11 protein-coding genes are annotated in these 11,175 nt (G+C 60.0%); 7 read left to right on the top strand and 4 right to left on the bottom strand.

Going from position 1 to position 11,175, the window contains the following annotated elements:
* The 3 genes from A3722_RS20515 to A3722_RS20505 all read right to left on the bottom strand — a co-directional run.
* Positions 1–576: FAD-binding protein (locus tag A3722_RS20515; protein ID WP_150120571.1), on the bottom strand; the 576-nt coding region annotated here is incomplete at its 3' end.
* A gap of 11 nt (positions 577–587) precedes the next feature.
* On the bottom strand, positions 588–1,640 hold the full coding sequence (nadA, locus tag A3722_RS20510) for a quinolinate synthase NadA (RefSeq protein ID WP_067626873.1): 1,053 nt from the start codon (positions 1,638–1,640) through the stop codon (positions 588–590).
* Positions 1,641–1,774: 134 nt separating this feature from the next.
* Complete coding sequence (locus A3722_RS20505) at positions 1,775–2,647, bottom strand: MurR/RpiR family transcriptional regulator (protein WP_067626872.1); 873 nt, start codon at positions 2,645–2,647, stop codon at positions 1,775–1,777.
* A 119-nt stretch (positions 2,648–2,766) separates the two neighbouring features.
* Here A3722_RS20505 and A3722_RS20500 point away from each other — a divergent pair, with 119 nt between their 5' ends.
* From A3722_RS20500 to A3722_RS20470, 7 genes are read left to right on the top strand one after another with little or no spacing between them, the layout of a single operon-like run.
* The gene (locus A3722_RS20500; RefSeq protein ID WP_067626870.1) at positions 2,767–3,546 is read left to right on the top strand and encodes an N-formylglutamate amidohydrolase; all 780 of its coding nucleotides are present in this window, start codon (positions 2,767–2,769) and stop codon (positions 3,544–3,546) included.
* On the top strand, positions 3,543–4,109 hold the full coding sequence (locus A3722_RS20495) for a TRAP transporter small permease subunit (protein ID WP_067626869.1): 567 nt from the start codon (positions 3,543–3,545) through the stop codon (positions 4,107–4,109). The genes A3722_RS20500 and A3722_RS20495 overlap by 4 nt, the downstream gene beginning before the upstream one ends.
* On the top strand, positions 4,109–5,434 hold the full coding sequence (locus tag A3722_RS20490; RefSeq protein WP_067916408.1) for a TRAP transporter large permease: 1,326 nt from the start codon (positions 4,109–4,111) through the stop codon (positions 5,432–5,434). Before A3722_RS20495 ends, A3722_RS20490 begins: the two co-directional genes overlap by 1 nt.
* A 50-nt stretch (positions 5,435–5,484) precedes the next feature.
* On the top strand, positions 5,485–6,522 hold the full coding sequence (locus tag A3722_RS20485) for a TRAP transporter substrate-binding protein (RefSeq protein ID WP_067627959.1): 1,038 nt from the start codon (positions 5,485–5,487) through the stop codon (positions 6,520–6,522).
* A gap of 59 nt (positions 6,523–6,581) precedes the next feature.
* On the top strand, positions 6,582–7,946 hold the full coding sequence (locus tag A3722_RS20480) for a glutamine synthetase family protein (RefSeq protein ID WP_067916405.1): 1,365 nt from the start codon (positions 6,582–6,584) through the stop codon (positions 7,944–7,946).
* A gap of 2 nt (positions 7,947–7,948) precedes the next feature.
* Positions 7,949–9,322, top strand: a complete 1,374-nt coding sequence (locus A3722_RS20475; RefSeq protein WP_067631215.1) for an aldehyde dehydrogenase family protein — start codon at positions 7,949–7,951, stop codon at positions 9,320–9,322.
* A 3-nt stretch (positions 9,323–9,325) separates the two neighbouring features.
* A complete protein-coding gene (locus tag A3722_RS20470; protein ID WP_067631212.1) occupies positions 9,326–10,471 on the top strand; it encodes an iron-containing alcohol dehydrogenase in 1,146 nt (381 codons plus the stop codon).
* Positions 10,472–10,533: 62 nt separating this feature from the next.
* Here A3722_RS20470 and A3722_RS20465 read toward each other — a convergent pair whose 3' ends face one another.
* Positions 10,534–11,007 carry a c-type cytochrome gene (locus tag A3722_RS20465; RefSeq protein ID WP_067631210.1) on the bottom strand — a complete coding sequence of 158 codons (474 nt, stop codon included), beginning with the start codon at positions 11,005–11,007 and terminating at the stop codon, positions 10,534–10,536.
* Between the last annotated feature and the right edge of the window lie 168 nt (positions 11,008–11,175).

Below are 11,175 nucleotides of genomic sequence, written 5' to 3'. Positions count from 1 at the left end.
CAGCAAGACCCCCGCACCGCGCAACATTACGGGCGCAGAGCCCTCGGGCCGGGCCATTTCAATCTCAACGCCGGTGACTTTGCTGCCGTCGCTGTCCAATCCGCGTGCCAACACGCCTTCAAGCACTTGGATCGACGGGGTATTGCGCACCCGCTCGATCAAGGCGCGCATGATCTCGGCCCCGGCCTGATCGCCCTGCACCCGCACCACACGCGCGAAACTATGTGCCGCCTCGCGGGACATGACATAGCCGCCATCGGGGCTGCGGTCGAAAGCGGTGCCAAAGTCGGTCAGGGCAAGGATATGGGCGCGGGCCTCTTCCGTCACGGTCGCCGCGACGCGCGCTTCTACCGTGCCAGCACCGGCGGCGATGGTGTCCAGCGCATGCGCCTCGGGGCTGTCGGCCTGCGCCATCGCGGCGGCCACCCCGCCCTGCGCCCAAGCAGAACTGGCCCCCGAACCAAGCGGATCAGGCGAGATCAGCAAAACGGGGCGCGGCGCAAGGCAAAGCGCGGCATAAAGCGCGCCGAGGCCCGCACCAACGATGATGATCCTGCCGGTTGTGATCTCTTGCACCGGCGCGGCCCTCAGAGGCCGAGTTCGCGGGAGAGGTCGATCATCCGCTGCACCGCGACGCGCGCTTTTTCAGAGACTTCCGCCTCGACCTCGACCGCGCCAGACATGGTGTGCAGCGACCACAGCACCTTTTCGAGCGTGATCTTCTTCATGTAGGGGCACATGTTGCAGGGGCCGACGAAATCGACTTCGGGCAGCTCATCCGCGATGTTCGACGCCATGGAGCATTCGGTGACCAGCATCGCTTTCGCCGGTTTCTCGCGGTGAACATAGTCCAGAATGCCGCTGGTCGAGCCCGAAAAATCAGCCTCGGCCACCACATCTGGTGGACATTCGGGGTGCGCGATGATGCGGGTGTCGGGGTTCCACTCGCGGTAATCGGCGATGTCTTTCGCGGTATATCGTTCGTGCACGATGCAGGCCCCGTCCCACCAGACGATGCGTTTCTCGGGCACCTGTTTGGCAATGTTCTGGGCGAGGTATTTGTCGGGCGTCATGATGACGGTGTCGCTTTCCATCGCGGCGACGATCTGCGCGGCGTTGGAAGAGGTGCAGCAGATGTCTGACGCGGCTTTCACCTCGGCTGTGGTATTCACGTAAGTCACCACCGGCGCGCCGGGGTATTGCGCGCGCATCTGGGCCACACCCTCGGCGGTGATGCTTTCGGCCAGCGAACAGCCCGCTTCCATGTCGGGGATCAGCACGGTTTTCGACGGGTTCAGGATTTTCGAGGTCTCGGCCATGAAATGCACGCCGCACTGCACGATCACATCGGCCTCAACCTCGGTCGCCTTGATCGCCAGTTGCAGGCTGTCGCCCACGAAATCGGCGATGCCGTGATAGATGTCGGGCGTCATGTAGTTATGCGCAAGGATGACCGCGTTACGCTCTTTTTTCAGCTTGTTGATCGCGGCGACATAGGGGGCGTGAATGGCCCAATCGGGGGGCGAAACGACACGGTCCATCTTGGCGTAGATATCGGCCATTTCAGCCGCCAGCGCTGGCGATGGCGCGAGGTCATAGTGGCGCTCAAGCTCGCTGGGCGAAAAGATTTCATCACGCATGGTCGGTCCCCCTCCGGCCTTGGCGCGTGTCACGGCACCGCGCTGGACACCACACCCGGCGTGCTGGCCATAGACGACTGGCAGGGTTTGGGCAAGCCAATACCCTTTATGACAGGGCGCTCAGCCTTTGTGGATCAGGTGAATTTGCGGAACAATCGGGTCTGATCGAACATCTCTTCCAGCCGCTCGGCCCGGTCTTTGGTGTCGGCCCAATTGATGTCCTGCATGGCCGAGATCACGCTTTCCACCAGCAAAAGCGTCGCCGCCGCACTGTCCCAAGCCGAGGGCGCGACGATCCGGCTGGAGAAACAGATGTCGGCAAGGCTATGCACCGGAGAGCGCCACTGGTCGGTAAAGAGGATGATCTTGGCCCCCCGCGCATGGGCCATCTCAGCCAGTTTCAAGGTGTTGTTCTCATAGCGGCGCACGTCAAAGATGACGAAAACATCGCCTTCGCCCACGTCCAGGAGGTAATGCGGCCATGCGTTGGAGGTGGACTGGATATGGGTCACTTTCGGGCGGATGATCTGCGCGTGCAAAAACAGATATTCCGCCATCGTATGCGTGATGCGCCCGCCCACGATATAAAGTGGGTGCGCGGTATCGGCGATCATGGCGCAGGCACGGTCAAAAGTCGCCGGTTCAATCTGGCCGAGGGTGTGACGGATATTGTCGATCACCGCGTCGGTGAAACGGTTCAGCACATGGCCCGAGGGCGCGCCTTCGGTCCATGTGTCGTGTTTGGCGATGGGGTTCTTGGCCTTGGCCTTTAGCTCTTCGCGCAACTCGTTCTGAAACTCGGGGTAACCCTTGAACCCCAGCTTTTGCACCATTCGCGCCACGGTGGGGGTAGAGACATTTGCGTCCTTCGCCAGCGCCGTCAGCGGGCCGAGGCCAGAGGCGGGGTAATTCTCAAGAATCGAATGGGCAAGTTGGCGTTCCGCACGGGTCAGCCGGTCCAGTTCTTGCTGGATACGGTCGGAAATGGTCAGCGTCGGTTCAGCCATGGATGCCCCTCTTTTGACGAGTAATAACACAAACTGAACGGCGTTGTAATAAATTTTACATTATTCTGTTGACAGAAGCCCCCCGCCCGAATGAGGTTTGATCAACTGAGGGGGACAAGGTGTCAGAGCAGACAGATCTTTCGAATGAAGCCGTCGAGGTGATCAACGCCGGAGCCAAGGCGCCGCTGGTGTTAGTCTGCGAACATGCGGCGCGTGAGATACCTGCCTGCTTTGATGGTCTTGGTCTGGATGCTGCGGCCCGCGAAAGCCATGTGGCATGGGATCCCGGCGCTCTGGCCGTGGCGCGGGCGATGGGGCAGGATTTAGACGCCGTGCTGGTTGCCGGGCGCGTCTCGCGGCTCGTCTACGATTGCAACCGCCCGCCCGAAGCCCCCGGCGCGATGCCAGCGCAAAGCGAGATTTTTGCGATCCCCGGCAATGCGTCACTTGATGACGCGGGCCGGGCCGAGCGGGTGACGCGCTATTACGAGCCCTTCCGCGCGACCCTTGCCGCGACGATCAAGCGGGTCGATGCGCCCGCGATCGTGACGGTGCATAGTTTCACGCCCATTTACCACGGCAAATCGCGCCGTGTGGAAATCGGCATCCTGCATGACAGTGACGCACGGCTGGCGGATGCGATGCTAGCGGTGGCGCCAGAGTTCACGGACCTAACGGTCGAGCGCAACGCGCCCTATGGCCCCCAAGACGGGGTAACCCATACGCTCAAGGAACACGGTTTGGCGCATGGCCATCCGCATGTCATGCTTGAGATCCGTAATGACCTGATCACAACCGAGGCCGAGCAACAGCAGATGGCCGCGATGATCAGCAATTGGTTGCGTGCCGCGCTGATGCGGCCCGAAATGAATGACGCGATGAAGGACGCCAAACCATGAAATTCATGCGTGGCTATATCCGGGGCATCGACGCGATGAACCGACGGATCGGGCGGATCATGATGTATGGCATCTTTGTCCTGATGGGGGTGCTTTTGTGGTCGACCGTCAGCAAAGCGTTTTTCGTGCCCTCGCTTTGGACGCTGGAAATGGCCCAATTCATCATGGTGGGTTACTACATCCTAGGCGGGCCCTATTCGATCCAACTCGGCTCGAACGTGCGGATGGACCTGCTCTATGGCGATTGGTCGCTCCGCCGCAAAGCGTGGTTTGACCTCTTCACCGTCTTCTTCCTGATCTTCTATCTCTGCGTGCTGCTCTATGGCGCGGTAAGCTCTACCGCCTATTCGCTGGGCTATTGGGGGACCGAGCCGTTTAGCTTTTTCGGTGGGTTGATCACCGGGTCCGAAGAGATCGGCCATATGGAGAAATCCAGTTCCGCTTGGCGGCCCTACCTCTGGCCCATCAAGGTCGTGATGATCGTCGGTATCTTTCTGATGCTGCTGCAATGTCTGTCCGAGCTCTTGAAAGACGTGCTGCGGCTCAAAGGTGAGGCCATCTGATGTCCTATGAAATGATTGCGACATTGATGTTCTCATCGATGATGCTGATGCTGCTGACCGGCCAGCGGGTGTTTGGCGCCATCGGCTTTATCGCTGTGGTCTCGGCGCTGCTGCTTTGGGGTGACAAGGGCGGCTATGACATCGGTTTTGCCGCCGCGATGAAGCTGATGAAATGGTATCCGCTGCTGACGCTGCCTATGTTCATCTTCATGGGCTATGTCCTGAGCGAGAGCCGCATCGCCGATGACCTTTATAAGATGTTCCACGTCTGGATGGGCGGCGTACGCGGCGGGCTGGCGATTGGGACGATTGGCTTGATGGTGCTGATCTCGGCCATGAACGGGCTGAGCGTGGCGGGGATGGCGATTGGCTCGACCATTGCGCTGCCGGAATTGCTGAAACGTGGCTATGACAAAAGGATGGTGACGGGGGTGATCCAAGCGGGGTCGAGCCTTGGCATCCTCGTGCCGCCCTCGGTGGTGCTGGTGCTTTACGCGATGATCGCGCGGCAGCCGGTGGGCCAGCTGTGGCTCGCGGGGGTGATCCCGGGGCTGATGATGGCGGCGATGTTCATTGCCTATATCGTGATCCGGTGCCGCATGAACCCTGAGCTTGGTCCCATCCTCTCAGCCGAAGATCGTGACATCCCCCGTGCCGAAAAGCTGCGCCTTTTGCGGGCTGGCATCCTGCCGCTGGTGATCTTTGCGGTGATGATGGTGCCGTTTGTGCGCGGCTGGACCAGCCTTGTGGAAAGTTCGGCCATCGGGGCAGGGGCGGCCTTCCTCGCTGCCGTGCTGAAAGGCCGAATGACGCGTGAGGTTTTCGAGAACTCCGTCCGCAACACCCTCGGCATCACCTGCATGTTCATGTGGATCATCCTCGCCGCCTTGGCCTTTGGCGCGGTCTTTGACGGGCTGGGCGCGGTTAAGGCGATTGAGAGCCTCTTTACCGAGAAGATGAACCTGAGCCCGTGGATGATCCTGATCATGATGCAGCTCAGCTTTATCATCATGGGCACCTTCCTTGATGACACCGCGATGCTGGTCATCGTGGCCCCGCTCTATGTGCCGCTCGTCGGTGCGCTGGGCTTTGATCTGATCTGGTATGGTATCCTTTATACGATCACCACGCAGATCGCCTATATGACGCCGCCGTTTGGCTATAACCTGTTCCTGATGCGCGCCATGGCCCCGCCAGAGATTACCCTGCGCGACATCTATGCTTCGATCACGCCCTTCGTGCTGGTGATGGTCTTGGCGCTGATACTCGTCATGGTCTTCCCGCAGATCGCGACATGGCTGCCCGATTACATCTACGACAAATAACAATGAGAGCCGCGCAAAGACGGCCTGACATTTCAACAAAGGAGAGACGTATGACCACTCGCAGAAAGTTTCTATCCGGGGCCGCCGTTGCCGCCCCAGCGGCCCTCGCCGCGCCCTCCATCGTTCATGCCCAAGCGCCGATCAAATGGCGCATGCAGACCTATGCCGGGGCTGCCTTGGGTGAGCAGGTGACCAAACCCGCCGTCGATTACATCAACGCCGCCGCCAATGGCGAGATGGAGATCGAACTGTTCTACGCCGACCAGATCGTCCCCACCGGCGAGCTGTTCCAGGCCATGCAGCGCGGCACCATCGACATGGTGCATTCCGATGATGACTCCATGGCTTCGCCCACGCCCTTGCAGCAGTTCGGCGGCTATTTCCCCTTTGCCACCAAGCACATCCTCGACGTGCCGGTGCTGTTCAACCAATATGGGTTGGCCGACATTTGGAAAGAAGAATACGCCAAGGTTGGGGTCGAATGGCTGTCGGCTGCGGGTCAGGACCCCTGTAACTTCAACACCACCAAAGAGATCAAATCGGTCGCCGATCTGGATGGTCTGAAGCTCTACACCTTCCCCACCGCGGGCCGCTTCCTGTCGAAGTTCGGCGTGGTGCCGGTGAACATTCCTTATGAGGACGCCGAAGTTGCCGTGCAGACCGGCGAGTTGGACGGCATGGCGTGGTCGGGCATCACCGAAGACTACACCGTCGGCTGGGCCGATGTGACCGACTACTTCCTCACCAACAACATCTCGGGTGCTTGGATCGGTTCGTTCTTCGTCAACCAGCAGCAATGGGCCGATCTGCCGGATCACCTCAAGCAGTTGGTCATGGCGGGGATCGAAGCGGGCCACACCTACCGCAACCAATGGTACTGGGGCGGCGAGGCGCGTCTGCGCGCGCAGGGCGACAAGCTCAAGCTCAGCACCGTGCCTGCCGACGAATGGGCCGAGGTTGAAAACGCGGCCAAGGACTTCTGGACCGAGATCGCCGAAGAAGGCGAAGTGCATGCCAAGATCGTGCAGATCTTCCGCGACTATAACGACGTTATCAACAAAGCCGGTCCGCCCTACACCAACGGCTGAACCGACTACCGGGGGCGCGCTGCCTGCGCCCCCGCCTTACCCCCTGAAGTGGACAGAACATGCCCGGCACACTGACATTCGACGCGCTGAAAAAACTGGTCAAAGAGGGATCCGTCGACACGGTCCTTGCCTGCCTTGTGGATATGCAGGGCCGGTTGATGGGCAAGCGCTTCCATGCGGTTAACTTTGTCGAAACCTCTTACAAAGAGACCCATTGCTGCAATTACCTGCTGGCCACCGACCTTGAGATGAGCACGCCCGAGGGCTTTGCCTCTACCTCTTGGGAAACGGGTTATGGCGACTATGTAATGCAGCCCGACCTTGAGACGATCCGCCCGGTGCCGTGGCTGGAGGGCACGGTGATGGTGCTTTGCGACGTGCTGGATCACGACACGCATTCCCCGGTGCCCCATTCCCCCCGCGCCATGTTGAAAAAACAGATCGCGCGGCTGAAGGAACTGGGCTTCGACGCCATGATGGCGACGGAGTTGGAGTTCTTCCTGTTTGAGCAGAGCTTTGACACAATCCGCAAGGGCGGCTACCGCGACCTCACGCCGATCAGCGGCTATAACGAGGATTACAACATCCTTCAGACCACCAAGGAAGAGAACGTGATGCGCCCGCTGCGCAACCATCTCTTCGCCGCCGGTCTGCCGATCGAGAACACCAAGGGCGAAGCCGAAGCCGGTCAGGAAGAGCTTAACATCCGCTATTCAGCGGCGCTCGACTGTGCCGACTACCACACGATTGCCAAACATGCGGTCAAGGAGATCGCGTGGCAGCAGGGCCATGCAGCGAGCTTCCTGCCCAAGTGGCATAAGGACCGTGTCGGCTCCTCCAGCCACGTCCACCAGTCGCTGTGGAAAGACGGCAAGCCGATGTTTGTCGATGGTGACGACGAGTTGGGCGTGTCTGACCTGATGCGGCATTATATGGCCGGTTTGATCGCCTATGCGCCGGAATATACCTATTTCCTCGCGCCCTATATCAACAGCTACAAGCGTTTCGCCAAAGGCACCTTTGCCCCGACCAAAACCGTCTGGTCCGTCGACAACCGCACCGCTGGGTTCCGCCTATGTGGGGCGGGGACCAAGGGCGTGCGCGTCGAATGCCGTATTGGCGGATCGGACTTGAACCCTTATCTGGCGCAGGCGGTCATGCTGGCCGCCGGGATCAAAGGGATCGAAGACAAGATGGAACTGGCCCCGCCCACACGCGGCGATGCTTACGGCGAGTCCGATGCTGTCGATATCCCCCAGACCCTGCGGGCAGCAACCGAGACCCTGCGCGGTTCGACGTTCTTGCGCGAGGTGTTGGGCGACGATGTAGTGACCCATTACACCCGCGCGGCGGAATGGGAGCAGGAAGAATATGACCGGGTGGTGACCGATTGGGAAATCGCCCGCGGCTTTGAAAGGGCCTGAGAATGACGACGGTAAAATGTATCTCTCCGATTGACGGTTCGGTCTATGCGGAACGCGAAACCCTAAGCAACGATGCGGCGCTTGAGGCTGTTGCCCGCGCCCGCAAAGCGCAAAAGGCATGGGCGGCGCGGCCTTTGCAGGAGCGTGTCGATCTGGTGATGGGCGCGCTGAAAGAGATTGAGAATTCGACCGACCGGATGACAACCGAGCTGGCCCATCAGATGGGCCGTCCGGTGCGCTACGGCGGCGAATTCGGAGGCTTGCAGGAGCGCACCAGCCACATGGCAAAGATCGCTGCCGATGCGCTTGCCCCCACGGTGATCGAAGACAGCGCGGCCTTTTCGCGCAAGATCATGCGCGAGCCGCATGGCGTAGTCTTTGTCGTGGCACCGTGGAACTATCCCTATATGACCGCGAACAACACCATCGCGCCGGCGCTCATTGCCGGGAATTCGGTGATCCTAAAGCATGCCTCGCAGACCATTTTGGTCGGCGAACATCTGGCCGATGCCTACCGCGCGGCGGGCGTGCCTGAAGATGTCTTCCAGAACGTTGTGCTGAGCCATGACACCACCTCGGCGCTGATCGCCGACAATGCGTTCGATTTCGTCAACTTTACCGGTTCCGTCGGTGGCGGGCAGGCGATGGAGCGTGCAGCGGCGGGCACTTTCACCGGCGTGGCGACCGAGTTGGGCGGCAAAGACCCCGCCTATGTCCGGGCCGATGCCAATCTCGACGCGGCCGTCGATGGTGTGATGGACGGCGCGATGTTCAACGCGGGTCAATGCTGCTGCGGGATCGAGCGGATCTATGTACACGAAAGCCTCTATGACGCTTTCGTTGAAAAGGCTGTGGCTTGGGTGAACAACCTCAACCTCGGCAATCCGTTGGAAGAAGCCACGACGCTTGGCCCGATGGCCAACGTACGTTTCGCCAATGAGGTCCGCGCACAGATCGATGAGGCCGTTGCGGCAGGTGCCAAGGCGCATATCGAAAAGATGCCCTCCGACGATGGCGGTGCCTATCTGACGCCGCAGGTCCTGACCGATGTGACCCACGAAATGCGCGTCATGCGCGACGAAAGCTTTGGCCCCGTAGTCGGCATCATGCCGGTGAAGGACGACGAAGAAGCCATTGCGCTGATGAACGACAGCCAATTTGGTCTGACCGCTGCGATCTTTACCGCTGACGCTGATGCCGCCGAAGCCATTGGCCAGCGACTGGAAACCGGCACCGTCTTCATGAACCGTGCCGATTACCTTGACCCGGCGCTTTGCTGGACCGGCTGCAAGCAGACCGGGCGCGGCGCGGGCCTGTCTGAACTGGGCTATCACGCGCTGACACGCCCCAAATCCTACCACCTCAAGAAAGCCTGAGACATGTCCCTGACTGCCAATTGGTCTTACCCCACCGCCATCCGTTTCGGCACGGGCCGCATTAAAGAGATCGCCGAGGCCTGCGCCGCTGCGGGTATCAAAAACCCCCTGTTGGTCACCGACAAAGGGCTGGCCTATCTGCCGATCACCCAGTCCACGCTCGACCTGATGGAGGCGGCTGGCCTTGGCCGCGCGATGTTCTCGGACGTTGACCCGAACCCGACCGAGATGAACGCCAAAGCGGGCATCAAGGTCTACCGCGACGGCGGCCATGACGGCGTGATCGCCTTTGGCGGCGGCTCGGGGCTTGATCTGGGCAAGGTCATTGCCTTCATGGCGGGCCAAACGCGCCCCCTGTGGGATTTTGAGGATATTGGGGACTGGTGGACCCGCGCCGACCCCGATGGCATTGCGCCTATCGTGGCTGTTCCGACGACGGCTGGCACCGGGTCTGAAGTGGGCCGCGCAAGCGTGATCACCAATTCCCAGACCCATGAGAAAAAGATCATCTTCCACCCTAAAATGCTGCCCGCCGTCGTGATCTGCGACCCGGAGCTGACCGTGGGCATGCCGCCGATGATCACCGCAGGCACCGGGATGGATGCTTTCGCCCACTGCCTCGAAGCCTTCTGCTCGCCGCATTACCACCCGATGAGCCAGGGTATGGCGCTGGAAGGCATGCGTCTGGTCAAGGAATATCTGCCGCGGGCCTATGCCGATGGTACTGATCTTGAGGCGCGCGGGCATATGATGTCTGCTGCGGCCATGGGCGCCACGGCGTTTCAAAAGGGTCTGGGTGCCATCCATGCCATCAGCCACCCGATTGGCGCGGTGCATCACACGCACCACGGCACCACCAACGCGGTCGTCATGCAGCCCGTCCTGCGCATGAACCGCCCCGCCATTGAGGACCGTCTGGCCAAAGCGGCAGCCTATCTCGATATCGTCGGCGGCTTTGATGGCTTCTATGATTTCGTCGGCAAGTTGAATGCGGAGTTGAATATCCCCGCTAATCTGACCGCCCTTGGCGTGATCGAACCCGACATTGACGCGCTGGTGGCCTCGGCTTTGCAAGACCCAAGCTGTGGCGGCAACCCGATTGAACTGACCAAAGAGAATGTCACGCAGCTGCTGCGCGACTGCTTTTAAAACGCAAAACAGGGGGCCGGATCATCGGCCCCCTGTTTATTAAAAATCAGTGAAACGTCGGATTATTCAGTCGTTTTGGCTTCTTCCATATCCACTTCAGTAACCTCGGGCCCGACCGAGACCAAATACGCCCAAACATCCTTGGCGTCTTCTTCATCTTTCAGACGGTAAGACATCTTGGATTTGGCGCGGTTCGTGTCGAGATAGCTGGCCAGAAACTTCTTGGGATCGGCAACATATCCGGTGAAGTCTTCTTCGTTCCACGCCAGCCCGGCTTCGCCGGCTTCAACGATGAAATCGCCATAGCGGTAGTCTTCGACCGACCCCGCCACGCGGTTGTAGATTCCATAAAGGTTCGGCCCGGTGCGGCCGCCTTTTTGGATGTCATTGCCTTCATCATCTTGGATCATGTGGCAGCTTTTGCATTTACGAAAGACCTTTTCCCCGGCTTCGGCATCACCGGAGGCATGGCTTTCTGCCCATAGGGGCGTGGCCCCAAGGCAAATGGCGAAGATCGACGCGATACGCATGTTCATTGTGAGTTCCTTTGTCTGGCTGATTTGAAACTAGCGTTTTGGGCGAGGGGGTAAAGCATATCGTCTGCGCCAAAAGGTAGCACGGGCGGGCTGCGGGCCGGTTAGCGGTTGAGACCAAGGGGAATTCCTCCGATAACTGCCGGTGAATTTCTTCTGCTTCGAGGGTGA

This window comes from Sulfitobacter sp. HI0027 (assembly GCF_001634775.1).
GTDB lineage: Bacteria > Pseudomonadota > Alphaproteobacteria > Rhodobacterales > Rhodobacteraceae > Sulfitobacter.
Note: the sequence above shows the minus strand (reverse complement) of the source record. Positions and strands in the feature narration are given on the sequence as shown.

Coding starts and splice junctions, on each gene's coding strand:
- nadA (WP_067626873.1), bottom strand. CDS start 1,640: ATGCGTGATGAAATCTTTTCGCCCAGCGAGCTTGAGCGCCACTATGAC.
- A3722_RS20505 (WP_067626872.1), bottom strand. CDS start 2,647: ATGGCTGAACCGACGCTGACCATTTCCGACCGTATCCAGCAAGAACTG.
- A3722_RS20495 (WP_067626869.1), top strand. CDS start 3,543: ATGAAATTCATGCGTGGCTATATCCGGGGCATCGACGCGATGAACCGA.
- A3722_RS20490 (WP_067916408.1), top strand. CDS start 4,109: ATGTCCTATGAAATGATTGCGACATTGATGTTCTCATCGATGATGCTG.
- A3722_RS20485 (WP_067627959.1), top strand. CDS start 5,485: ATGACCACTCGCAGAAAGTTTCTATCCGGGGCCGCCGTTGCCGCCCCA.
- A3722_RS20480 (WP_067916405.1), top strand. CDS start 6,582: ATGCCCGGCACACTGACATTCGACGCGCTGAAAAAACTGGTCAAAGAG.
- A3722_RS20475 (WP_067631215.1), top strand. CDS start 7,949: ATGACGACGGTAAAATGTATCTCTCCGATTGACGGTTCGGTCTATGCG.
- A3722_RS20470 (WP_067631212.1), top strand. CDS start 9,326: ATGTCCCTGACTGCCAATTGGTCTTACCCCACCGCCATCCGTTTCGGC.
- A3722_RS20465 (WP_067631210.1), bottom strand. CDS start 11,007: ATGAACATGCGTATCGCGTCGATCTTCGCCATTTGCCTTGGGGCCACG.